The following is a 5708-nucleotide window of genomic DNA, read 5'->3' as shown; positions in this document are numbered from 1 at the left end:
AAGACGAAAGCTTAGTTATTGGTAGCAGTTTTTTTAACTAGGAATTACAACTTTTAAATTTAGTCTATCTTTCATTTCCAGCATTTTATTGTTTAAAATTTCATTATACTCTCTTTGAGTAATTATTTTTCTTTTATCCTTGAAAGGTTTTATTTTGATATTTTTATTATATTTCATTTCTTCTAGGATAACTTCTTGATTACCATTAAAGTTAATTTTAACAATTAATCCTTTTAAACCTAAAAGTCCAAACGGTAATATATTTTTTGAATAACTGTCATCATATAAAACTTCAATTGTATATTCTCTGTCTTTTGTTACTCCTTTTTCTATTTTTGTAAATTTAGCTTTTTTACATATACGTTCCAAACAAGAAATATTGTCTTCAATAATCTCCCAAGTAAAATCATTTTCATCAATTTTAATTACATAATCTCTTTTACTGTTTAATGTAATGTTATTTTTGTAATCATAAAAAAAATCACCTTGAGATTTTATAAATACTTCTGTTAAATCGAAGCTAGTACCTTGTGAATTATTTAATTTAGACTCGGCTTTAAAAGTTCCTATTGAATCATTTTGTTCAAGTATATATGTTATTGAATCGTCGAATTTTACCGAAATTCCTTTTTTACTTAATGCGGTGATTTTTTCAGAGTCATAAGCATTATAAAATTTATATATAAATGTATTAGCTTTTTCTTGAGCAAATAGATTATAAGTAAATAATAATAATATTAAAATTTTAATTGTTTTCATATTATAAATTATAATTAATATTTATTTTGATCCTTTAATTATTAAAGGATCAAAATAAAAAAAATAATGATTATCTATTCATATTGTTAAATGTACAAATATTGTACATAGCGTCTCTAAGTTCAATTAACTCATCTGAAGATAATCCTAAGTTAGCCTCTTCAAATACTTGTATTGTTAAAGATCTTTTTTCTTCACAATTTTCTTTTTGAATAATTGTTTTGGGTTCTTCAATCTTTTCATTTGAAGCAAAAGCAAGTGTTCCAATTAGCATAAAACCTAATGTAAAAACTAATTTTTTCATGTAATTTTTTTTAGTGTTAAATTAATTAATCTGCTTCCTGCAGTAGGTTGGGTTATTTCCCATATTGGTAATAATTTAATAAATCAATTTGTTTACAAAATACGATATAATCTCTTTAGTAGTGAGTGGCTATATTTGAGAAATTTGTAAAATGTTCTTCAAAACTATTTAAATAAACCGTAATTCTTCAACGTCATGCTGTTAAAAATTGCAACCAACGGGCCGCGGCTTGGCGAAGTGCGGGCTTGAATTGAGCGAAAATTCAATTCTGAACCGAACGAAGCAAAAGCTGTGGCTTTTGGTAAATTTAATAAAAAAACAAAAGCAAACAGCTTTTGCGGATAAAATAGACGAGAAGTCCAATTTTGCACTTAACCCCGCATTTTGCCAAACCGATGTGCTTGTTGCACAACTCTAAAATAGACTAATTTTTCATATTTTGTTGTATGCAAGGACGAAAAGAATTTATTCCACAACTTTTTTATGAATTAAGTTTAGATCGGTTAGTACCGTTTGATAACTTTTATCGACGCGTTAATCAAGTATTAGACTTACATTTTCTGTACAAATCCACCAAAAAATATTACGGAACTCAAGGTCAAGAAAGTATTGATCCTGTGGTGTTTTTTAAAATATTATTGATAGGCTATTTAAATAACATTAATAGCGATCGAGCATTGATTCGTTTTTGCAGTAATTGCTTGGATGTTCGTTTATTTTTAGGTTATGATCTGAACGAAGAATTACCTTGGCATTCTACCATTAGTCGAACACGTGCACTTTTTGGCGAAGAAGTATTCTTGCAATTGTTTCAGTTGATATTGAGTTTATGTGTGAACAAAGGCATGGTTTCAGGTAAACGTCAGGCGGTAGACTCAGCGTTTATTAAAGCCAACGCAAGCATGGATTCTTTGGTAGAAAAAGAAGTTTTAAATGATGCTTCTGCTTTTGTGAATGAGTTAGAAGAAAATTCAGAATTCAAAGCATGCAGTGAGCCCAGTCGAACTGTAACATCAACACGCAAAAAGTTGGTAGAACAACATCATAATTGGAAAGGCAAAGCTTATAAAAACATGCCTGGTAATGTTAAAACACTTCGTAAAGATGAGGATGGCAATGAGATTCGACCTCAGTTTTTAAGCAATCATACACATTATAGTCCAACAGATCCTGATGCGAAAATCTCGACCAAACCAGGTAAACCACGCCAACTGAACTATGCTGGACAATTAGCTGTTGACGATAAACATCACGTGATTACAGGTGCTTGTGCCAGTACCGCAGGTAGCAAAGACAGTACAATCTTTTCTGAAATCATGGATCAAACTTTATCAAATTTTAAACAAAACGATATACAAATAGGTGAAGTTTTAGCTGATGCTGGTTACAGTAGCGGTGCTAGTTTACAATATTGTGAAGATCATAATTTAGACGCTTGGATTCCCAACTTTGGACAATATAAACCCGAGCGAGAAGGTTTTATTTTTAATAAAAAAGAAAACCGTTACGAATGTATTCAAGAAGGAGGGAATAAAGCTTTTCTGCCTTTCAAACGAACTTTAACAGACAGCAAAGGCTACGAAAAGAAAAGCTATAGAAGTTCGGAAAAAGATTGTGGACAATGTCNNGCCTTTGTACGATAAAATGCACGAAAAACTCACCCAAAACAAAGCCTATCATCGCAGGTTAGTTAAACGCCGAAGTGCAACAGTAGAACCAGTTTTAGGAACGTTGATTAACTTCTTTAACCTAAAACGAATCAACAGCAGAGGAATGTCTAAAGCCAATAAACATGTACTAATGTCAAGTTTATCTTACAACTTGAAGAAATATCTACGCTTTACAGTCAAAAAATCAAGTGTTTTAGCCCAAGTTATTTATTTAAAACAAGGGAAGAACTACGCTTCTACAAAATCACTCCTTCACTCCTTAAAAAGAGAGTTTTTAAGCAAACCTAATTTTACATTAATATATTTTTCTAAAAATAAACCTCGCTTAAAAAGGCTTAAACGAGGTCATATATTCTGTTTTTACTGTAAATTGGAGTTGTGCAACAGTTACCGATGTTAGCTGACGTTATTGTTTTTCTGTTACATTAATAATTCCAAATACATATTGATATCCAAATTCTATGAATGCTTCATACCCTTTATAAAGTTTTAAATTTAAATTATCAATGTTCTTATTCTTGAAAAGCTTCTGAATTTTTCTATTAACTTTACCTTCTTTAGTTATTACTCCGTTTGAAGTTTGAGGAGAATCAATCCAATAGATTTGATCTTCAAATTTAACTGCTAAATCTGGAAACTTTTCAAATTCATTTCTTATTATAAAAATTTCTTTTCTTTCAGAGTTTTCAATATAATTTTCAGTTATTTTATATTTTAAATTTCCTGAATCACGAAAGTTATAGATTATAAGCGTATCGTTTATAATCTCATATTTATAAATTTTCTCTTTATAATTCGATTCTATAAATATTCCTCCACGAAAAATTGGTTTTGATATAACAATTGAATCATTTTTAAATATTAGATTTTCCGAAATGTTTTCGTTAGAGAACAAATAATATTCTTCATTGATTTTTTGGGAATAAAGATTCAATGAGAGTAAAAAGCAAAATATGAATATTAAATTTTTAATCACGGTTTTTAGAAATAATGTCAGCTAACGGTTTGGGTATTGCCGAAGGCGGGGAGTTTTAGCACCAAATTTCAATAGAAATACCAAAGTTCAAATATAGCAAAAATGTTCAATATAATTCCTTCAGCCCCGCTTTTGGCAATACCTTGTTACCTGCTGCCCTAATTTTTTATTAGGTTTTGTCAAGTTTTGTTTTGTCAAGTTGTCATAAAATGTTAATTTTGCAACCTCAATGAAAAAAACAACGCAAATATCTTCTCAAGTTACTCCGCCTTAATGGTTGGTTAATTGCTGTTTTTTCCCAATTCCTTTTATTGGTTTCTTTCGTGTACCCGAAATGCTGATTTTCGGTGCAAATTACATTTTATAAATTTTTACAATACAAATATCTTATGCAGAAAATTATCAATTTGTTTGATTTCAAACAAAAAGTAGATTACAAAACCGAAATTTTATCAGGTATTACCGTTGCTTTGGCTTTAGTTCCAGAAGCAGTTGCGTTTGCCTTAATTGCAGGACTTTCTCCGCTTGTGGGTCTTTATGCCGCTTTTATGATGGGCTTGGTTACGTCCATTTTAGGCGGTCGTCCCGGAATGATTTCGGGTGCAACTGGTGCAATAGCAGTAGTCATAGTTGTTTTAGCAAAAACGCACGGTGTGGAATACGTTTTTGCCACCGTTATTTTGGCAGGAATTATTCAAATGTTAGCAGGATTTTTAAAGTTAGGAAAACTTATCCGTTTGGTTCCGCATCCTGTTATTTTTGGTTTTGTGAATGGTTTAGCCATCATTATTTTTATGTCGCAGTTAGACCAATTCAAAGATGTTTCGGGCAATTGGCTCACAGGTTCAAATATGTATATTCTCTTGGCTTTGGTGGGTTTAACAATGCTTATTATTTGGGGATTGCCTAAAATTACAAAAGCTGTTCCCGCTTCCCTTACTGCTATTTTAGTGGTTTTTGGGTTGGTTTATTTTTTAAAATTGGATACCAAAACTGTTGGCGATATTGCTTCTATAAAAGGTGGATTTCCGCCGTTTCATATTCCTCAAATTCCTTTTAATTTAGAAACACTTCAAATCATTTTTCCGTATGCGGCTATTGTTGCAGGGGTTGGTTTGATTGAAAGTTTATTGACCTTGAATATTATTGATGAAATTACTGAAACAAGAGGACATAGCAATAGAGAAGCAGTGGCACAAGGAACGGCTAATATTTTATCGGGTTTCTTTTCAGGAATGGGCGGTTGTGCAATGCTTGGACAAAGCTTAATTAATGTATCCAGTGGAGCAAGAGCGAGATTATCTGGAATTATTGCATCTGTGGCTCTTTTAGTATTTATAATGTTTGGTAGTAGTTTAATTGAAAAAGTTCCGATGGCTGCACTTACTGGACTTATGATTATGGTAGCGATAGGTACGTTTGAATGGGCAAGTATCCGTATTATTAATAAAATGCCACGACACGACATTTTTGTAGGTATGTTAGTTGCTTTAGTTACTGTGTTGCTACACAATCTCGCATTGGCAGTTTTAATAGGAGTTATTATTTCAGCATTAGTTTTTGCTTGGGAAAGTGCTAAAAGAATACGTGCCAGAAAATACATTGACGATAAAGGAGTAAAGCATTACGAAATATTTGGTCCACTTTTCTTTGGTTCAACTACAGCTTTTACAGAAAAATTTGATGTAATTGGTGACCCCGAAGAAATAATTATTGATTTTAAGGAAAGTAAAGTGGTAGATATGTCAGCAATAGAAGCGTTGAACGTTTTGACACATCGTTATGCTAAGCAAAATAAAAAAGTACATTTGAAGCATCTAAGCGAAGACTGTCGACAATTATTGAAAAATGCAGAAAGTGTTATCGAAGTAAATATCATTGAAGACCCAACTTATAAAGTGATGTTAGATAAATAATTTTTTTTAGCGACTTTTCGAGGTCGCTTTCTTGTTGCGTAGTGTTTGGAAAGGGTTGCAGGTAATAACTAAGCTTTCGTCTT

The 5708-nt window shown here is 31.6% G+C and carries 4 protein-coding genes and 1 pseudogene; 2 read left to right on the top strand and 3 right to left on the bottom strand.

The genetic code is table 11. The features are described from left to right. Positions 1-33: 33 nt before the first annotated feature. On the bottom strand, positions 34-759 hold the full coding sequence (locus B3792_RS11960) for a hypothetical protein (RefSeq protein ID WP_171622698.1): 726 nt from the start codon (positions 757-759) through the stop codon (positions 34-36). 70 nt (positions 760-829) lie between these two features. Continuing rightward, a complete protein-coding gene (locus tag B3792_RS11955; RefSeq protein WP_291069705.1) occupies positions 830-1063 on the bottom strand; it encodes a hypothetical protein in 234 nt (77 codons plus the stop codon). 446 nt (positions 1064-1509) lie between these two features. Here B3792_RS11955 and B3792_RS11950 point away from each other — a divergent pair. Then, positions 1510-2986, top strand: a pseudogene (locus tag B3792_RS11950) (IS1182 family transposase); the annotation flags it as partial. Positions 2987-3139: 153 nt separating this feature from the next. On the opposite strand, the gene B3792_RS11940 reads toward B3792_RS11950, so the two are convergent. Then, positions 3140-3709 carry a hypothetical protein gene (locus B3792_RS11940; protein ID WP_147279998.1) on the bottom strand — a complete coding sequence of 190 codons (570 nt, stop codon included), beginning with the start codon at positions 3707-3709 and terminating at the stop codon, positions 3140-3142. Between the two features lie 389 nt (positions 3710-4098). Between B3792_RS11940 and B3792_RS11935 the strand changes: the two genes are divergently transcribed. Continuing rightward, complete coding sequence (locus B3792_RS11935) at positions 4099-5625, top strand: SulP family inorganic anion transporter (protein ID WP_115000917.1); 1527 nt, start codon at positions 4099-4101, stop codon at positions 5623-5625. Positions 5626-5708 lie beyond the last annotated feature (83 nt).

The organism is Empedobacter sp. UBA5924 (genome assembly GCF_002431085.1).
Taxonomy (GTDB): domain Bacteria; phylum Bacteroidota; class Bacteroidia; order Flavobacteriales; family Weeksellaceae; genus Empedobacter; species Empedobacter falsenii_B.
The sequence above is the reverse complement of the archived record's forward strand: the minus strand, read 5'-3'. Positions and strand labels throughout refer to the sequence as shown.